At 60.9% G+C, this 17,095-nt stretch carries 18 protein-coding genes; 9 read left to right on the forward strand and 9 right to left on the reverse strand.

Features of this window, described 5'->3' with window-relative positions; translation table 11 throughout:
• Window positions 1-2: 2 nt before the first annotated feature.
• Window positions 3-1,682, forward strand: coding sequence for an ABC transporter permease (locus tag ACK9YZ_RS24780; protein ID WP_416067965.1), 1,680 nt, complete (start codon window positions 3-5; stop codon window positions 1,680-1,682).
• A 198-nt stretch (window positions 1,683-1,880) separates the two neighbouring features.
• Here the strand turns inward: ACK9YZ_RS24780 and ACK9YZ_RS24785 are convergent, their stop codons facing one another.
• The 6 genes from ACK9YZ_RS24785 to pcaD all read right to left on the reverse strand — a co-directional run bounded on the left by ACK9YZ_RS24785 (window position 1,881) and on the right by pcaD (window position 6,450).
• The gene (locus ACK9YZ_RS24785) at window positions 1,881-2,648 is read right to left on the reverse strand and encodes an SDR family oxidoreductase (RefSeq protein ID WP_416067966.1); all 768 of its coding nucleotides are present in this window, start codon (window positions 2,646-2,648) and stop codon (window positions 1,881-1,883) included.
• 62 nt (window positions 2,649-2,710) lie between these two features.
• Window positions 2,711-3,757: a 3-carboxy-cis,cis-muconate cycloisomerase gene (locus ACK9YZ_RS24790; protein ID WP_416067967.1), complete on the reverse strand. Its 1,047-nt coding sequence runs from the start codon at window positions 3,755-3,757 to the stop codon at window positions 2,711-2,713.
• Window positions 3,758-3,878: 121 nt separating this feature from the next.
• On the reverse strand, window positions 3,879-4,490 hold the full coding sequence (gene pcaG, locus ACK9YZ_RS24795; RefSeq protein ID WP_416067968.1) for a protocatechuate 3,4-dioxygenase subunit alpha: 612 nt from the start codon (window positions 4,488-4,490) through the stop codon (window positions 3,879-3,881).
• Between the two features lies 1 nt (window position 4,491).
• The gene (pcaH, locus tag ACK9YZ_RS24800) at window positions 4,492-5,241 is read right to left on the reverse strand and encodes a protocatechuate 3,4-dioxygenase subunit beta (RefSeq protein ID WP_416067969.1); all 750 of its coding nucleotides are present in this window, start codon (window positions 5,239-5,241) and stop codon (window positions 4,492-4,494) included.
• Window positions 5,242-5,251: 10 nt separating this feature from the next.
• Window positions 5,252-5,650, reverse strand: a complete 399-nt coding sequence (pcaC, locus tag ACK9YZ_RS24805; protein ID WP_216759214.1) for a 4-carboxymuconolactone decarboxylase — start codon at window positions 5,648-5,650, stop codon at window positions 5,252-5,254.
• A complete protein-coding gene (gene pcaD / locus ACK9YZ_RS24810; RefSeq protein WP_416067970.1) occupies window positions 5,647-6,450 on the reverse strand; it encodes a 3-oxoadipate enol-lactonase in 804 nt (267 codons plus the stop codon). The genes pcaC and pcaD overlap by 4 nt, the downstream gene beginning before the upstream one ends.
• Window positions 6,451-6,543: 93 nt before the next feature.
• Here pcaD and pcaQ point away from each other — a divergent pair, with 93 nt between their 5' ends.
• The 5 genes from pcaQ (at window position 6,544) to ACK9YZ_RS24835 (ending at window position 11,225) form a co-directional block, all read left to right on the forward strand.
• Window positions 6,544-7,482, forward strand: a complete 939-nt coding sequence (gene pcaQ, locus ACK9YZ_RS24815; protein ID WP_416067971.1) for a pca operon transcription factor PcaQ — start codon at window positions 6,544-6,546, stop codon at window positions 7,480-7,482.
• Between the two features lie 21 nt (window positions 7,483-7,503).
• Window positions 7,504-8,442, forward strand: coding sequence for an NAD(P)-dependent oxidoreductase (locus ACK9YZ_RS24820; protein ID WP_416067972.1), 939 nt, complete (start codon window positions 7,504-7,506; stop codon window positions 8,440-8,442).
• An 82-nt stretch (window positions 8,443-8,524) separates the two neighbouring features.
• Complete coding sequence (locus tag ACK9YZ_RS24825; RefSeq protein WP_416067973.1) at window positions 8,525-9,202, forward strand: response regulator transcription factor; 678 nt, start codon at window positions 8,525-8,527, stop codon at window positions 9,200-9,202.
• The gene (locus tag ACK9YZ_RS24830; RefSeq protein WP_416067974.1) at window positions 9,199-10,569 is read left to right on the forward strand and encodes a sensor histidine kinase; all 1,371 of its coding nucleotides are present in this window, start codon (window positions 9,199-9,201) and stop codon (window positions 10,567-10,569) included. The genes ACK9YZ_RS24825 and ACK9YZ_RS24830 overlap by 4 nt, the downstream gene beginning before the upstream one ends.
• 86 nt (window positions 10,570-10,655) lie before the next feature.
• A complete protein-coding gene (locus ACK9YZ_RS24835; protein WP_416067975.1) occupies window positions 10,656-11,225 on the forward strand; it encodes a class I SAM-dependent methyltransferase in 570 nt (189 codons plus the stop codon).
• A 431-nt stretch (window positions 11,226-11,656) separates the two neighbouring features.
• On the opposite strand, the gene ACK9YZ_RS24840 is transcribed toward ACK9YZ_RS24835, so the two are convergent.
• Both ACK9YZ_RS24840 and ACK9YZ_RS24845 read right to left on the reverse strand, forming a co-directional pair.
• Window positions 11,657-12,412 carry an IclR family transcriptional regulator gene (locus tag ACK9YZ_RS24840; protein ID WP_416067976.1) on the reverse strand — a complete coding sequence of 252 codons (756 nt, stop codon included), beginning with the start codon at window positions 12,410-12,412 and terminating at the stop codon, window positions 11,657-11,659.
• A gap of 97 nt (window positions 12,413-12,509) precedes the next feature.
• On the reverse strand, window positions 12,510-13,421 hold the full coding sequence (locus tag ACK9YZ_RS24845; protein ID WP_416067977.1) for an acetamidase/formamidase family protein: 912 nt from the start codon (window positions 13,419-13,421) through the stop codon (window positions 12,510-12,512).
• A 164-nt stretch (window positions 13,422-13,585) separates the two neighbouring features.
• Between ACK9YZ_RS24845 and ACK9YZ_RS24850 the strand changes: the two genes are divergently transcribed.
• Window positions 13,586-14,017: a YbaN family protein gene (locus ACK9YZ_RS24850; RefSeq protein WP_416067978.1), complete on the forward strand. Its 432-nt coding sequence runs from the start codon at window positions 13,586-13,588 to the stop codon at window positions 14,015-14,017.
• A gap of 700 nt (window positions 14,018-14,717) precedes the next feature.
• On the opposite strand, the gene ACK9YZ_RS24855 is transcribed toward ACK9YZ_RS24850, so the two are convergent.
• On the reverse strand, window positions 14,718-14,945 hold the full coding sequence (locus ACK9YZ_RS24855) for a hypothetical protein (protein WP_416067979.1): 228 nt from the start codon (window positions 14,943-14,945) through the stop codon (window positions 14,718-14,720).
• Between the two features lie 753 nt (window positions 14,946-15,698).
• Between ACK9YZ_RS24855 and ACK9YZ_RS24860 the strand changes: the two genes are divergently transcribed.
• Window positions 15,699-16,406 carry a 3-oxoacid CoA-transferase subunit A gene (locus tag ACK9YZ_RS24860; RefSeq protein WP_216759203.1) on the forward strand — a complete coding sequence of 236 codons (708 nt, stop codon included), beginning with the start codon at window positions 15,699-15,701 and terminating at the stop codon, window positions 16,404-16,406.
• Window positions 16,403-17,092, forward strand: a complete 690-nt coding sequence (locus ACK9YZ_RS24865; protein ID WP_416067980.1) for a CoA transferase subunit B — start codon at window positions 16,403-16,405, stop codon at window positions 17,090-17,092. Before ACK9YZ_RS24860 ends, ACK9YZ_RS24865 begins: the two co-directional genes overlap by 4 nt.
• Window positions 17,093-17,095 lie beyond the last annotated feature (3 nt).

A 17,095-nucleotide genomic window follows, 5' to 3' on the forward strand; every position in this document is an offset into this window, starting at 1 on the left:
ATATGAGAGGAAACGGCATCGGCGGCACGGCTCCGGCCGCATGGCTGGCAACAGCAGGTCTTGTTGTCGTCGTTGCCGTTCCCTTCATCGCAGTGGTGCTGCAAGGCATCTTCCCAGAACTCGGACAGGGCTCTTTCGCGAGCCCTTTCTCCTCGCTCTACGCGACGCTCGCCGACAGCTCGCTGATCCGCATGGGTGTCAATACGATCCTGCTCGGCTGCTGCGTGGTGCTCGCTTCGGCCCTGGTGGCCGTGCCGCTCGGTGTCTTTCGCGCCCTTTACAGAATTCCCTTTGCGCCGCTCTGGGACGTGCTTCTGCTCGTGCCCTTCATGATCCCGCCCTATATCGCCACACTCGGCTGGATCATGACCCTGCAGCCGCGCGGTTATCTGCAACAGCTCGCGGGCTTCAATCTGGCGCCCTTGCTGTTTTCGATTTTTGGCATGACGCTGGTCATGGCCTTCAACACCTTCCCGGTCGTCTATTTTGCCGTATCGCGCACGGTCGAGGCCGTCGGTGCACGTTATGCCGATGTCGGCCGCGTCTTCGGTGCCTCGCCGGTCCGCGCCTTCTGGCGCATCACGCTGCCGCTCTCGGCGCCAGGCCTGACGGCAAGCCTGATGCTGGTCTTTGCCGCTGCCATCGAGGAATACGGCACGCCGGCAGCGCTCGGCCGTCGAGCTGGTTTCCAGGTGCTGGTGACGGGCATCGACCTGCGCGTCACCGACTGGCCGATCGATCTGCCGGGTGCGGCCACCCTGTCGCTGGTGCTGGTCGCCATGTCGCTCGGCACTTTCCTGCTGCAGCGTTGGATTCTCGCGCGCCGCTCCTACCAGACGGTGGGTGGCAAGCCGATGGCCAAGGACAAGCGGCCGCTCGGCGCGTTGAAGGTTCCGGTGATGGTCGCGTTTACCGTCGTCGCCTTCCTTGCGACCGGTGTACCGCTGCTTGCAATCCTCGCAACAGCGCTGGCGCGCACGATCTCCGGCGGCCTCGCCTTCGACAATGTCAGCCTCGACAATTTCAGGGCTGTCTTCGGCAACAGCGCCGGCGCCGTGACGGCACTGGTCAACAGCTTCTCGCTTGGCATCGGCACGGCGCTGATAACAGGCCTGATCGGCGTGACGGCCGCCTACACTGTGGTGAAGACGAAGATGTCCGGCCGCACGGCGATCGATGTCATGACCATCTTGCCGAACGCCCTGCCGGGCATCGTCGTTGCCGTTGGCCTCATCCTCGCCTGGAACATGCCGGGTCTGCCCATCACGCCCTACAACACCGCTTTCATCCTGCTGCTTGCCTATTGCTGCATCCTGCTGCCGCAGCCGGTGCGCTATACCACCGCAGCTTTCCAACAGATCGGCGACAATCTGGAGGCGGCTGCCCGCGTTTGCGGTGCCAATGGCATCACCGCCTTCCGCCGCATCCTGCTGCCGCTCATCTTTCCGAGCCTCGCCTCTTCCATGCTGCTTGTTTTCGCGCTTGCTTCGCGTGAGCTTGTCGCTTCCGTCGTCGTTGCACCCGTCGGCATGCAGACGATCGCGACCTTCATCTGGCGGCAGTTCGAGCAGGGTTCGATCGGCCTTGGCATGGCAATGGCCTTCATCGCCATCTGCATCACGACCTTGCTGCCACTGATTCTGATGGGGCTGATGCGACGTGGCAATATCGTTGCGGATTGAGGCGTGCTCAAAAGGCCTCGCGGTCGTTTCCATCCTCATCGTTGCGTTTGCCGTATTCTTTTCTTGGAACCCCACCTGGTGGGCGCAGCTTCGTTTTCCGGGACGTTCTGTTCGTGGCAAAGCCGAAGGCGGCCTCGAAATGAGTTTTGATTGCGGTGACGGAGGCGACGGCGGTGGTGACGGTGGAGGCGATTAACCTCATAGCGACGCCGTAATCCCTCCGTCGACCATCAGCATATGGCCGTTGACGAAGGACGATGCATCCGACGCCAGGAAGACGGCCGCGCCCACCAATTCTTCCACATTGCCCCAGCGGCCAGCCGGTGTTCGGGTTTCAAGCCACGCGGAGAATTTCGGATCGTCGACAAGCGCCTGATTGAGCGGTGTCTTGAAGTAGCCGGGCGCAATGGCGTTGACCTGTAGGCCGTGTTTCGCCCAGTCCGTTGCCATGCCGCGGGTGAGATTGCGGATGGCACCCTTGGTTGCCGTATAGGGCGCGATACCCGGCCGGGCGAGCTCGGCCTGCACCGAGGCGATGTTGATGATCTTGCCGCGGCCGCGGCTGATCATCGCCTGCGCGACCGGTTGGCTGACGTAGAAGACGCTGGAGACATTGGTGCGAAAGAGTTCGTCCCACTTCTCGACCGGAAAATTCTCCAGAGTCGTGCGGAACTGCATGCCGGCATTGTTGATAAGGATATCGATCGGGCCGATCTCGGCTTCGATATAGGTAATCGCCGAGCGGCAGGCCTCCGCATCAGTCACGTCGAAGGCTGCGCTGACGGCATGGCGTTTCTGCTCGCGGATCGTCTCCGCAGCCGCCTCCGCCTTCTGGGCGTTGCGGCCGTTGATGATGATGGAGGCGCCGTGTTCGGCAAGCCCGAGCGCCAGCGCATAACCAATGCCCTGGCTGGAGCCCGTCACAAGCGCGCGGCGGCCGGAAAGATCGAAGAGGGGAAAGCTCACGGGATCACTCCTAAAATCAACGCCTCTGCATAGCCGGTTTTACCACGTTCATGCAAAGGCGATCAGCCTGTCCCCAGCCGCTTGATATTGCCGATAAGTTCCGCCGCCAGCCGCAGCGAGGCGGCGGTTGCCATGACTATCTGTGGCAGCACCAGCCATTCGAGTGTCCAGGCCGCCCCGGAGCGCTCCTGTTCATGAACGAGGGAATGATGGATGGCCGAGAGCTGCGTTGCGTTGAAGCGGGCGAGCGCAACCAGCGTTTCGGCGGCGACCGGATTCTGCTTATGGGCCATGGCCGAGGAAGCGCCGCCACCCGCAAGCTCGATCTCGCCGCCGGCTTCGGCGAGCAATGCGATATCCTGCCCGAATTTGCCGAGGCTGCCGGAGATCAGCGAATAGAGATTGGCGAGATCGGCAATGCGGCTGCGGCGGCTCTGCCATTGCGGCTCATCGCTCAATCCCAGCTCCTGCGCCAGCGAGGCGCGCACGACGGATGCCTCGGCCCCGAGCTTTTCGAGTGTACCGGCAGCACCGCCGAATTGCACGGGGAAGGTCTGCTCCGTCAGCCGGTCGCGATAGGTCGTGAGTGGCATCTGCCAGGCGGCGATGCGGTCGGCGGCGGTAATCGGGATTGCGGCCTGCATGCGTGTGTGGCCCATCAGGCGGTTGGCGCCGAACTGCCGTTCGAGCACTGCCAGTTTCGTCGCGATGGCATGCAGCCTTCCGCCGAACAGGAAGGTGATGGACTTCAGCCGCAGCATCAGGCTGGTATCGATGGCATCCTGACTGGTCGCACCGAAATGAACATGTTCGGCGGCCTCGCTGCCGACCACCTTCCTGAGCTGTTTGACGAAGTCCGGAATGACGACACCGTCTTGAGCCGTCGCAGCCTTCAGGCTTTGCACATCTGCGGTAAAGCCAGCGCAGACCTCGCCAATTGTTCGCGCGGCTTCCGCCGGAATGATGCCATGCCTCGCTTCTGCGCGTGCAAGTGCCGCTTCGAAGGAGAGCATCGCCCTGATATCAGCCTCTGCTGAGAAGTAGGCGGCGATTTCAGTGTCTCCGAGCAGGCCGGAAAGGAAGGGATGGTCGAAAGGGGATGTCGTCATGTGGCAGCTCGTTTCATCGCAATCCCGGTCTGCCTGTCGGCTTATCTCGACCCAGATAGGGCAGGGCGAAGCCGACGCCACTTGCCCGACGGATCGCGGGCAAGTAGCCAGTCGAGATAGCTTAAATGTCCAGGAACACCGTTTCCTTCGGACCCTGCAGATAGATGTCGAAGCTCAGCTTCGCGCCATCGCGGGAAGCAATCAGCGTTGCCACGCGCTCGCGGTGCTCGATCCGCGCCAGAATCGGGTCCGCCGCATTGGCATCCTGCTCTTCCGGGAAATACATGCGCGTGTGCAAGCCGATATTGATGCCGCGGGCGACGATCCAGAAGGTAATGTGCGGCGCCATCTTGCGGCCATCCTTGAAGGGAACCTTGCCGGGCTTGATGGTTTCGAAACTGTAGACGCCGTCTCCGGCGCGGGTGGGACAGCGGCCCCAGCCGGTGAAGTTCGGGTCTGCCGTGCCGCGCATTTCCGAGGGGCTGTTGTAGAGGCCAGCGCTGTCTGCCTGCCAGATTTCGATGACGGCGTCGCGAACGAGTGCTCCGGCACCGTCGAAGATGCGGCCGCTGACGGTGATACGCTCGCCGAGCGTCTTGTCATTGACCATCTGCGTGCCGAGGTCACTGTCGAAAACGCCGGTGATATCGCAGAAGTTCGGCGTCAGGCCGATATGCACATAGGGGCCGGCGGTCTGGGACGGGGTTTCCTTGAGATAGCCGAGTTCCTGCATGTCAGTTCCCCTCCAGCTTGTTTTCGAATATGGTCGAACGGCGGCCACGCAGCACGATATCGAACTTGTAGGCGCGGCTGTCCATCGGGATCGTATTGCCCCAATCCATCGGGGCGATGAGTTGTTCGATCGCCGCCTTGTCCGGGATGGTGCCGACGATCGGACATTTCCAGATCATCGGATCGCCTTCGAAATACATCTGCGTGATCAAGCGTTGCGAGAAGCCGTGGCCGAAGATCGAAAAATGGATATGCGCCGGGCGCCAGTCGTTGACGCCGTTCGGCCAGGGATATGCGCCGGGACGCACGGTGCGGAAGAAATAACGGCCTTCCTCGTCGGTGACGAACCGGCCGCAGCCGCCGAAATTCGGGTCGATTGCGGCGAGATAGGTTTCTTTTTTATGACGGTAGCGGCCGCCGGCATTGGCCTGCCAGAACTCCACGAGAACACCAGCCTGCGGGCGACCGCGCTCATCGAGCACCCGGCCGTGGACGATGATGCGTTCGCCAATGGCGCTCTCGCCGGGTCGCGCGAAATTATGGATCAGGTCGTTATCCATCTCGCCGATCATCGAATGGCCGAAGACCGGTCCGGTGATTTCCGAAATCGTGCCATCGAGAGAAAGCAGGGCGCGTTGCGGTGAACGGAGGAGCGAGGTCTTGTAACCCGGCGCATAAGCCGGCGGATGCCAGGCACGGTCGCGGGCGAAGAAGGCTCCGGTTTCTGGCTTGCGGTTCGGTAAGTCGGACATTCTCTCCCCCTCAGGCTGCCTTGCCGGCGTCCATCTGCTCGAAAACCTGTTTGGCGATCTTGATCGCATGATTGGCCGCCGGCACGCCGGCATAGATTGCCACATGCAGCAACGCCTCGCGAATATCCTCCCGGGAGGCGCCGGTATTGGCGGTGGCGCGCACATGCATCGCCACCTCTTCGTCCTGGCCAAGGGCTGCAAGCAGCGCGATCGTGATCATCGAGCGCTCGCGTTTCGTCAGCTCCGGCCGGGACCAGACATGGCCCCAGGCGGCTTCCGTGATCAGTTCCTGGAACGGCTTGTCGAATTCCGTCGCAGTGGCTTGCGCACGGTCGACATGGGCATCGCCGAGAACGGAACGGCGGGTCGCCATGCCCTGATGATAGCGTTCGGACGCGATGTCGCTCATGGGCTCTTGTCTCCAATGGATGAGAGGAAGGCGCGGATGATTGCGGTGAGCGCCTCCGGCTGCTCAATCGGCGGAATATGGGCGCAGTCCTTGATGACCTCGTAGCGCGCGTTAGGGATCAGCTTTGCTGTCGAGAGCACCAGATCCGGCGGCGTCGAACCATCCTGATCACCAACGACGCAAATGGTCGGCACTTTGATCTTGGCAGCAACCTCGGTGAAATCGGCGTCACGGATCGCAGCGCATGTGGCGACATAACCTTCCACCGGCTGGCGGGTCAGCATGTTGCAGTAGCCGGCATAGGCGATGTTTTCAGGTCGGCGGAACGCCGGCGTGAACCAGCGCTCCATGACCATGTCGACGATGCTGGCAATGCCACTCTTCTCGACGGCGGCGATACGGCTGTCCCAGCTCTCGGCCGTGCCGATCTTGTGGGCGGTATCGCAAAGGATCAGCGCCTTCACCAGATCCGGGCGGCGCTGGTAGAGCGACTGGGCGATCAGACCACCGACCGAAAGACCGCAGATGACGGCATCCCTGACCGAAAGCAGATCAAGCAGGCCGGCGAGATCGGTGGCATGGTCCTCCATGGCGTAGGGGACCTGGCCGACATCGGAAAGCCCATGGCCGCGCATGTCATAGAGGATGATGGCAAAATCGCCGGCAAGACGCACGACCACATCGCGCCAGATGCGGAAGTCCGTGCCGAGCGAATTGGCAAAGACGATAACCGGCCTGTCAGCCGGCGCGCCGATGAGCTGGTAGTGGATCGTGACGTCGTTGATACTGGCGAACTGCACTTTCAATCTCCTCCATGTTCAATTTGATGAGTTGAACCGGTTAAGTAAAATGATATTTTCCAGCTTTCCGATAACCCGTGAGTTATGAAAGCAATGATCGATAGCCGCATCAAGTTTCGTCATCTGCAGACTTTTGTCGAGGTGGCGCGGCAGAAGAGCGTCATGAAGGCGGCCGAACTTCTGCATGTCAGTCAGCCGGCAGTGACGAAGACGATCCGCGAGCTGGAGCAGGCGCTCGGCGTCGGGGTCTTCGAGCGGGAAGGACGCGGCATCCGCATCACCCGGTACGGCGAGGTCTTCCTGCGCCATGCAGGTGCTGCGCTGACAGCACTCCGGCAGGGGCTCGATTCCGTCTCGCAGGAGCAATTCGGCGATGCCCCGCCGATCCGTATCGGCGCTCTGCCCACGGTCTCGACACGCATCATGCCGCGGGCGATGGACCTGTTTCTGAAGGAAAATACCTGGAGCCGGGTGAAGATCGTCACCGGCGACAATGCCGTACTGCTGGAGCAGCTGCGTGTTGGCGATCTCGATCTTGTCGTCGGCCGTCTCGCGGGAGCGGAAAGGATGGCAGGCTTTTCCTTCGAGCATCTCTATTCCGAACAGGTGGTCTTTGCCGTCCGCCCCGGCCACCCTCTGCTCGGCACCAGAAAATCGCTCTTTGCCGAACTCGGCCGCTATACGCTGCTAATGCCGACCCGCGGTTCGATCATCCGGCCGGTGGTCGAGAATTTCCTGATTACCAACGGTGTCGCCAGTCTGCCGAACCAGATCGAAACCGTCTCCGATGCCTTCGGCCGTGCCTTCGTGCGCGACAGCGACGCGATCTGGATCATTTCCGATGGTGTGGTGGCGCGCGATATCGCCGACGGCGTGCTGGCCGCCCTGCCGATCGATACGGGCGAGACGAAGGGACCGGTGGGACTGACGATGCGTATCGACTCCATTCCCTCGCTTCCGCTGTCGATCCTCATGCAGACGATCCGCGAGGCGGCACTGGAGATTTCTGGCCAGCCTGCGCCTGAGCACTAACCTTCAAGACAGACATCTCGTTTGCTCGTAAACTTCCCGCTTCGGGCACCCAGAGAGGCGGCGACAATGAAAACGGGCTTCATCGGTCTCGGCGTGATGGGCACGCCGATGGCACTCAATCTCGTACGGACAGGCACCAATCTCATCGTCTGGAACCGTTCGACGAAAAGCGCGGAGACGCTGCGAGCGGGGGGCGCCGAGGTGGCAGCCGATGTCGATGAGGTGTTCGGCAAGGCAAGCACCGTGATCCTCATGCTTGCGACGGACGTGGTGATCGATACGGTTCTCGGGCGCGGCACGCCAGCCTTTGCGGAACGGGTTTCCAGGCATGTCGTCATCCATATGGGTACGACGACACCGGCCTATTCGAAAGCGCTGGAAGCGGATATCCAAGCAGCCGGCGGTCGCTATGTCGAGGCGCCCGTTTCGGGTTCGCGCCGACCGGCGGAGGAGGGGCAGCTCGTGGCAATGCTGGCGGGAGAGGCGGATATTGTCGAAGAGGTCCGTCCACTGTTGGCGCCCATGTGCCGGGAGGCGGTCGTCTGCGGTGCGGTGCCGAATGCGCTTCTGATGAAGCTTGCCGTCAATATCTTCCTGATCACGTCGGTGACGGGGCTCGTGGAGGCCGCCCATTTCGCAGATCGGCAAGGGCTGGACATGGCGCTTTTCAAGGCCGTGGTCGATGCCGGCCAGATGGCGAGCGGCATATCGCGCATCAAGAGCGGCAAGTTGGTGGAACGCGATTTCTCCGTTCAGGCGGCGATATCGGACGTGTTGAAAAACAACCGGCTGGTGGCCGAAGCGGCCCGTCAGGCGGGCATCGCCTCGCCGCTGCTCGATGCTTGCCACGCGCTTTATGCCGAAACCGAAAGCCTGGGTTTCGGCCGTGAAGACATGGCGGCTGTCACCCGTGCTCTTGAAGCGCGGACCGAGGCGCTTGGTCTGCCTTTCGGCGATTGAACCTCAGGGCGCTCTGGCAGTTTTCGTCATGCTGACGCAATCTTGCCTGTGCAGAGAGCGGCTTTTGAAGTTGGACGGTTAGATGCGCGTCTTGCTGGCGGAAGATGAACCGGAAATGGCCGCTGTGCTTGTCGCGGCGCTTCGCAACAACAATATCATCACGGACCACGTTTCTACCATCGAGGCGGCCGAGGAGGCCGTGCGGTTGAACAGTTATGATGCGCTGCTGCTCGACCGTAGCCTGCCTGACGGCGACGGGCTGGAACTGATCGCCGAAGCCCGCCGCATCCAGCCGGCCGTTCCCGTCATCATGCTGACGGCGCGCGGCGATCTGAAAGACCGGATCGAGGGGCTCGATCTCGGCGCCGACGATTATCTCGCCAAGCCCTTCGCCGTCGAGGAACTGATGGCGCGGCTGAGAGCGATCCTGCGCCGTCCGGGCAATATCGAGATCGAAAGCCTGTGCCTCGGCCGGCTGCATTTCGACTTGCGCAATCGCGAGGCACGTGTCGGCGAGATAGCGCTCGAATTGCCGCGCCGCGAATTGCTGGTGCTGGAAGCGCTGATGCGCCGCGCCGGCCGCACGGTGGAGCGCTCCAGCCTCGAGGAGGCGGTCTACGGCATGGATGACGAGATCCAGTCCAATGCGCTCGATGCGCATGTCTCGCGCGTGCGTCGCAAGCTTGATGCGGCATGTGCCGGGGTCGAGATCCATACGATCCGTGGGGTGGGTTATCTGATCCGGCAGGCCCGGCCATGAAGAAGATGAAGTTCTATTCGCTGAAATGGCGGCTGATCCGCCGGCTGGTGGCGCTGCAGGCCGCGACCTTGGTGCTGATCGCGATCGCCTTTGCCTTCGTCTTCTGGATCTCGGGCACGAGCGGGATTTTCGCTCCTGACGAGCATGCAATCGATGCGGTGACGGAATCGATCGCCTGGAATCCCGATGGTTCGATGCACATCACCAGCACGGACGCACTGGACTACCAGCGCGATAAGGCCGCCGATTTCTGGTTCCTGGTGCGTGATCAGCAGGGGCACATGCTGACCGATGGGAATGTGCCGGCGCAATATTTCGCCATTGCGAACTCGGGTACGGATATCGCCGAGGCGCGTTTCAACGGGGATGAGGACAACCCGGCGACAATTGCCGCACGCCTGCAAAAGGTGAAGACCAGTCACGGTGATCTCCTCGTTATCGTCGGACGTCAGGGCAGTCTTTCGGCCGGTAAACTTCTGGTCGTCTTCGTGGCGATCGCCTCCGGCGTCGTGCTGCCGGTCATCTTGCTGACAGGCCTGATCACACTGGCGGTCACGCCCTTCGTTGCGCGCGGCATTCACCGCGGATTGAATGAGGTGGCGCAGGCTGCCCAGGGCATCGATGGCACCACGCGAGGCTATCGCCTGCCGCTCGAGAACGTGCCGGAGGAAGTCGCGCCACTGGTGATCGCCATGAACGAGACGCTGCAGCGCCTCGACGACGATCACAACAAGCAGCGGCGTTTCATGCTGGCCGCCGCCCATGAATTGCGCACGCCAATCGCCATATTGCAGAACCGGCTGGAAACCATGCCGCCGACCGAAGCAACCAACCGGCTGCTGGAGGATGTCGCACGTCTTTCGACGCTGGCCCAGCAGTTGCTCGACCTGCAGCGGCTCAATCAGGAGCCGGTGCCGGATCGCTCCGTCGACCTTGCGACGGTCGCCAGACGGCAGGCCGCAGAACTTGCGCCGCTGATCATCGCCGCCGGCTATCAGGCCAATTTCGAGCTGCGCTCGATGCCCGAACGCATTCTCGGCGACGAGACCGCGCTGGAGCGGGCACTCGCCAATCTGGTGCAGAATGCCATCCAGCATGGCGGCAGGAGCGGCACGATCACCATCGCCGTGGAGCGCCCCGCACAGATTTCCGTCAGCGATGAAGGCCGCGGTATCGCGCCTGAGGACCGGGAGCGGATTTTCGAGCCCTTCCAGCGCGCCAACGGGCGCAGCCAGGGCATCGGGCTCGGCCTCCACCTCGTGCGCGAGATCGTCAAGCTGCACCACGGGCGCGTATGGGTGTCGGATGCGGAGGGTGGCGGCGCGAGCTTCAACATGAGTTTCGAGCCGACGGTCCAGACTGTATGAATCTTTCCGACGCTGCGAGTGCACGTCATGCTCGCATCATTTGAAAGGGGAATACCGGAATTGGATAATCTATGCCGGAGACCCGCATGCAACAGCCGCCACTGGCCGCCTTCTTTGGTGCGCTTCTCGCCGAGCCCAGGAAAATCGGCGCGATTGTGCCCTCGGGAGGGCGGCTGGCGCGGTTAATGACCAGCGAGATCGAGCCTTCGGCCGGCAAGGTGCTGGAGCTCGGCCCCGGCACCGGGGTTTTCACCGAGGCGCTTCTCAAACGCGGCCTACCGGCGCGAGACCTGACCCTGGTGGAGCTCGAAACCCGCTTCATCGCTCCACTGCGGCAGCGCTATCCTGACGTGACGATCCTCCAGCGAGACGCGTGCGAGCTTTCTGCCTGCAGGGCCGAGCTCGGGCCGCAGGCGGCAATCGTCAGCGGCCTGCCTTTTCGCAACATGCCCATCGAGGTCATCACCGCCATCGTCGGCGGCGGCTTCAGCCTGCTGGAACGTGGCGGCGCATTCTACCAGTTCACCTACGGCCAATCCTGTTCCATTCCACCAGATGTGCTTGCGGAATTGGGTCTGCGGGCGGAGAGGCTCGGCCGGGTGCGCCTGAATATTCCGCCCGCCAGCGTTTTTCGCATTTCGCGCCGGCCGGAGTGACGGCTCACCGCCTTGCCGAATTTCGTAAGCGCGCTTACCGAACAAAATCAGTACCTTAACGACTGCGCTTACGAACTTACGAAATTACGGCCTGTCTCAAACTCTCATGGTTATAGCCAACAGCCCCGGAATACCGGCGGTCTCTTCACCTGAGTTCACCATTATCTTCGTAGGTCCGTAAGCGAAACAACAAGCCATTGAAACCATTATTGAAATTCGCTTACAAAGTTTGCGTAAGCAATCGTAAGCGCCGTAAGCAACTCCGCAGGCCGGCCGGCAACCCCGAGCCGGCGCTTCCTTTTTCTCACGAGAAGCGGGGATAGTCATGAGACAAGCGTGTCGCAATCTCTCAGTTGCGCTTGCCACGCCTTCGGTTTTGTTCGACGCATGTCATTATCGCGAAACTGCTGCGCACTTTTGCGCGACATGCTTTAGCGCAGCACGGTGCGCAGTGTGGTTTGCGTTTCCTTGAGTAGCGGCAGGTAGCGCGCGACCATCTCGGCCGCCGGCACGTGGGCGGCCGGTGCACCGATATTGATGGCAGCTACGGTCTGACCGCGATCGTTCTCGACCGGTACGGCGATGGAGCAGAGGCCGATTTCAAGCTCCTGGTCGATGAGAGCATAGCCCTGTGCGCGAACCTTGCGGAACTCGGCCATCAGTTCCCCAGGATCGGTCTTCGTGTTCGGCGTGTTCGCCTTCAGCTCGCTTCGCGAAAGAACCGCCCATGCCTCGGCTTCAGGGAGGGCGGCAAGCAGCACGCGGCCCATCGAGGCGCAATAGGCGGGAAGTCGGCTGCCCGGCGTCAAGTTGATCGACATGACGCGACGCTGCGAGGCGCGGGCGATATAGACGATCTCGCTGCCGTCGAGCACCGAAGCGGATGCGCTCTGGCCCGCCTTCTCTGAGAGGGCATCGAGATGCGGTTGAATGAGCACCGGCAACGGTGTCGCCTCCAGATAGGCATGCCCGAGCCGCAGGATCTTCGGTGTCAGCGTGAAGAACTTGCCATCGTAATCGGCGTAGCCGAGTTCGGCGAGCGTCAGCAGCGAGCGGCGCACTGTGGCGCGGTCGAGGCCGGTGCGCTTCGCCGCATCGGTGATGGATAGGCGGCGATGCAATTCACCGAAAGCTTCGATCACCTTGAGGCCGCGGGCGAAGCCGCTGACGAAATCGCTTTCGCGCATGGACTTGTGTGGCTCCTTGATAGTGGCTCAGAAGTTCTGTTGTCGGATCGATGATGGGTGAGGTTCCGATCGCAGCCCTTGTGCGGCCGGCAATTGCTCAGCGCGCCGGAAGCCATTTCTTCGCAACCCGGCAGGCGACCGTATAGGCGGGATCGAAGACGTTGCCGATATCGTAGCGGACCACCTGGCCGAGCAGATGGCTGGCCGCCACCTTCGTCAGACGGTAGTCCACTACGAGCACGTTCAGCATCTCCGTCGTCGCATGCTGCAGAGCCTGATCCAGCGGTCTCGCGTTGCCGATGGTGATGATGTCATCGGCAATCTCGGCTCTCGGCCAGGACATTGACCTTGCCTTTTCTACGGTCAGCCGGACCGTGACCTCGAATGTCGTTTCGACGCCGGTGCCGACGATTTCGCCGTCACCCTGGACCGCATGACAATCGCCGAGAAAGAACAACGCGCCGGGCGCAAAGACCGGAAACCAGATCGTCGCGCCTGGACCGAGCAAGCGATAGTCCATGTTTCCACCATACGCGCCGCTGGTCGCCGTTGAGATCGCCTGGCCGTGGCTCGGCGCAACGCCGAAACATCCGATCATCGGCGATAGCGGTAGGACGAGGTTTTCGATGCCGGCAACCTGCTCCTTCAGCTTCACCGTCATGGCTTGCCGGTCGATGTCCCACAACGTCTTTTCGGATCTCGGAAGATCGCGAGCCGCCTCGGGGTCGATGACATTTGCCGCCAGCACACTGCGAGTGAAGCCCATGTCCCGCGTCGGTTTCATGTCCATAATCTCGACCTTGAGGGCATCTCCGGGTTCGGCACCTTCAACGAAGATCGGCCCATTCATAGGATTTGGACCATGCGCCCGCTGGACCTCATTCTCGTCGTGGCCCCCTGCATCGAGCGTGCGGGTTACGACCGTATCGCCGCTCATGATTTTCAAAGCAGGAGGCAAGGTGCCGATAACGTTGTAAAAGGCAGTCGCGACGAAATCGTGGGTCGTCATGGTAGAGGTTCCGCTCAGATGTTTGGAATGTGTTGCGCAAGGTGGTCGTGTGGTTCGGCGAACTTACGCGTCAGCTGGGCAACCGTCGACGTCAAAATTGATGTCTGGGTGAGTGGATGGCGAACAGGGCTTCGATTATTTCGGGGTCTGACGACCCGACAGGAGTGTGTGAATTGAGTACTACGCCAGGTCCATCGCGCCCTTCGTTCCGACGGGCTGTCTACCTTTGCCTTGGTCTGTTGATGGTTGGCCTTGGAATTGTCGGCGCCATTCTGCCGCTCATGCCGACGACGATCTTCCTGATCCTGGCCGCATGGTTCTTCAGCCGGTCATCTCCGCGCCTGGAGGCCTATCTGATGAACAGTCGATTTGGCGGCTCGCTGCGTGACTGGCGCGAGAGTGGCGCGATTTCCCGCAAGTCCAAGAGCTTAGCCTTGATGGGGATGTCGGCGGGATACGCAATATTCCTTGTTACGTCCAAGCCATCTGTTCCGCTCGTAATCATTGTCGGTGCGCTGATCCTGGCTTGCGCCGCCTATGTCGCTTCGCGTCCGGGTTCTGCCACTCGCAACGAGCCGGATGAACGTGACGGTTAAACTGCTTTGCCGACAAGAGGCCTTTACAACCAACGCAAACTCAATTTATACGGCCCGCTCACTATTGCTCCGACACCCCAGCATTCCCACTCGAGCACCATGCCAAAAACCCATAAGCACAAGTTCCTGCGGGAACAGTATCGACGCATGCTTGCGTCCGATCACCACATCGATCCACGCTGGCGCGACAGTTTTGACGCGTTCCTGACAGATATCGACCATCTTGCGCCGAACACCGGAAGCCGTCGAATTATTGGTCGAAGGAACCTCAAGCTCGGATTTGTACCCGGAAATGTGGAGTGGCATTGGGAAAGCACGACACTGCCGGCATCGCGGGAAAGCAAAGGACGTTAAGCCTGACAGTGCAAAGCGGTGAAAACAGCCGAACCATGGGCTTCACATGGCAAGCGTGTTCGGCATTTTTTTGAGCGCTTTCTTTTCTGCTGTTCCCGCGTCTACACCGGGATCGCCGTATTTGGGCATTCGAGATTTCGCCGGGAAGAGGTAAAACGAAACCCCGCGCTATTGGAAGTGGAGTAAGAAGCGGAGGCGCATTTCTCCTCCCCGAACCGTACGGGCACCTTTCAGCTAACCCTTTCCTTGGGTATCGTCGTTACGGCGGACATGCGGTCGTCGCTTGCAAATGATCCGATGGCCAAGAAAGACAAGCCAGCGGGATTCCGCACAATACGCGCTCTTGCTAGCCGCGTGGACGGGTCCTCGGCTTTCGGGATTTGGCGAGTTCATGGGAGGCGCAAATAGCCGAGCGGCGAATGCTATCAATGGCGTCCAGGATTTTAAGCATCTGGCTGGCCTCGTGACGGGGCATACCTGACAGTTCGACGCCGTCGATATTCGCCACGATCTGCGTCTCTTCGTCAATAACGGACCAGGTTTCGTCTTCGGTTTGCATACTGTGATGGGCCATAACCGCCTCACGGGAGGTGCACATTATTGGCATGAAACAGTCAATCCGAGGGAACCGCAATTCGGCAAAACGAGGTACCGGTGTCGGCGCTTTCCGATCCCCCTTTGTCGGTACGCTATATCCGAAGACAACGTTCTCGCTGCCAAAAGTGCTACGAGGCATCCTCCAAGCCTGATCGAGGCTGCGGATCGTAGGTAGCTGCGGTAATGAATTTGCCGTGCGGTTGTATCAACGGCAGGTTAGAATGTGGTTTCCTGCACCAACCACCAAACTGGGAGAAATCCGAGAGCAATAGCCGCCAACCATACGGACGCGAACTTGATCAGGTACCGCCTGCGCGCCTTGGCCTCGTCCCATTCGTAATACATCGCTGCTTACTCCCCTCCCAGCCGCGGAAATTGAACCATTGAGCGCTCCATGAGTCGAGTGCGGAAATGCAACACTGAAATGGCGAAAGACTTGGATGAAGGGCACTCTCGTCTGACCGCTGTCTAGCCTCCAGTTACCTGGGCAAGGCCACCGGAGACATCGTAAAGCTTGCTTCCGCTTCGCCGCCAAGGTTTTTGCCATCTCTTCCGCCCGTTCCATTTGATCAAATTTTCACCAACATTGCGCATTCGCACGTGAATTCTTTGTGCGGTATGTAAACAAATATAAAATAACGCACAAAATTCTTGCCGTCCGGGTGGCTCTGGCTTTATGCCTTGCTCATTGGGGCACGAGGAAGCCTCAGCCGGCAAGGAGAGATCCAGCATGGACAAGACAATCGGGAGGGCGGCGGATGCCGTCTCCGAAATCGGCGATGGCGCCACCGTGATGATCGGTGGCTTCGGTGGCTCGGGTGCGCCGATCGAGCTCATTCATGCCCTGATCGACAAAGGGCCGAAAAATCTCACGGTCATCAACAACAATGCCGGCAATGGCCGCATCGGCATCGCCGCAATGATCGATGCCGGCATGGTCAGGAAGATGGTCTGCTCCTTCCCGCGCTCGTCCGATCCACGTGCCTTCACCGACAGATATCTTGCAGGGCAAATCGAACTGGAGCTGGTGCCGCAGGGCACGCTCGCCGAACGAATCCGCGCCGGCGGAGCCGGCATCCCGGCCTTCTATACGCCGACGGGTTACGGGACCGAGCTTGCCGAAGGCAAGGCCATCGCCGAATTCGATGGCCGCCACTACGTGCAGGAACGCTGGCTGAAGGCCGACTTCGCGATCGTCAAGGCGCAGGTCGGTGATGTCCACGGCAACCTCACCTACAACAAGGCCGGCCGCAACTTTAACCCATTGATGTGCATGGCAGCTGCCAAGACGATCGCGCAGGTCTCGACGATCGTGCCGGCCGGTGGCATCGATCCCGAACATGTCGTCACACCCGGCATCTTCGTCGATCGCGTCGTCGAGATCGCCAATCCGCAACAGGAAGAAGAGCTTATTCGAGCCGGGGTGGCCTACATATGACCGTCGACACCAGAGAAGATATCAAGCTCTCCAACGCACAGATCGCCTGGCGGGCAGCGCAGGACATCGCCGACGGTGCCTATGTGAACCTCGGCATCGGCTTTCCGGAGATGGTTGCGCGCTATCAGCCGCCGGGCCGACAGGCGATCTTCCACACGGAAAACGGCATCCTCAATTTCGGCGAGGCGCCGCCTTCAGGTGAGGAGGACTGGGATCTCATCAATGCCGGCAAGAAGGCGGTGACGCTGAAGCCGGGTGCGGCTTTCTTCCACCACGCAGACAGTTTTGCCATGGTACGCGGCGGTCATCTCGATGTCGCGATCCTCGGTGCCTATCAGGTTGCCCAGAACGGCGATCTCGCCAACTGGCGCGTCGGCGCCAAGGGCGTGCCGGCGGTCGGTGGTGCGATGGATCTGGTGCACGGCGCCAAACAGGTCTGCGTCATCACCGAGCATGTCACCAAGAACGGCGAGCCGAAGCTGGTCGATAAATGCAGCTTCCCGCTGACGGGAGTGGCTTGCATCACCCGCATCTATACGAGCCACGCCGTCATTGACATCAAGGACGGGCGTTTCGTGCTGCGCGAGAAGCTTGCCGGGATGTCTGTCGAAGAACTGCAGGCCATGACCGGCGCGCATCTTCATATCGAGGGGCCGGTTGGCGACCTCGTCGTTCCCGAACTTTGAGGA

The sequence above is a fragment of the Rhizobium sp. ZK1 genome, assembly GCF_047782645.1.
In the GTDB taxonomy this organism is placed as follows: domain Bacteria; phylum Pseudomonadota; class Alphaproteobacteria; order Rhizobiales; family Rhizobiaceae; genus Rhizobium.